Below are 541 nucleotides of genomic sequence, written 5' to 3'. Positions count from 1 at the left end.
AAAGACGATGAGGTAGATAGGTCCGAGGTGGAAGCACGGTGACGTGTGGAGCTGACGGATACTAATCGATCGAGGACTTAACCAAAAGAAAAGCTTTCAATGCCGTTATCCAGTTTTGAGAGAACAAATGAAGGAGGATTAGCTCAGCTGGGAGAGCATCTGCCTTACAAGCAGAGGGTCGGCGGTTCGATCCCGTCATCCTCCACCATATATGCCGGTGTAGCTCAATTGGTAGAGCAACTGACTTGTAATCAGTGGGTTGAGGGTTCGATTCCTTTCGCCGGCACCATCATGAGCCATTAGCTCAGTGGTAGAGCATCTGACTTTTAATCAGAGGGTCGAAGGTTCGAGTCCTTCATGGCTCATCACATTATTATATTTGAATGGAACATTTGATTCAGCGGCTTATTTTTCGCGGAAGTAGTTCAGTGGTAGAACACCACCTTGCCAAGGTGGGGGTCGCGGGTTCGAACCCCGTCTTCCGCTCCAAAAAGCCGGGGTGGCGGAATAGGCAGACGCACAGGACTTAAAATCCTGCGGT

4 tRNA genes and 1 rRNA gene are annotated in these 541 nt (G+C 49.7%); all 5 read left to right on the top strand.

The window, feature by feature from the left end:
- Positions 1–85: ribosomal RNA gene (locus ACFPOH_RS01895) — 23S ribosomal RNA — on the top strand; the annotation flags it as partial.
- Between the two features lie 47 nt (positions 86–132).
- A tRNA-Val gene (locus ACFPOH_RS01890) sits at positions 133–208 on the top strand.
- A 5-nt stretch (positions 209–213) separates the two neighbouring features.
- A tRNA-Thr gene (locus ACFPOH_RS01885) sits at positions 214–289 on the top strand.
- A gap of 4 nt (positions 290–293) precedes the next feature.
- Positions 294–365, top strand: a tRNA-Lys gene (locus ACFPOH_RS01880).
- 49 nt (positions 366–414) lie between these two features.
- Positions 415–489, top strand: a tRNA-Gly gene (locus ACFPOH_RS01875).
- The last annotated feature ends 52 nt before the right edge of the window (positions 490–541 follow it).

This window comes from Ureibacillus suwonensis, assembly GCF_042655065.1.
Lineage (GTDB): Bacteria > Bacillota > Bacilli > Bacillales_A > Planococcaceae > Ureibacillus > Ureibacillus suwonensis.
The sequence above is the reverse complement of the archived record's forward strand: the minus strand, read 5'-3'. Positions and strand labels throughout refer to the sequence as shown.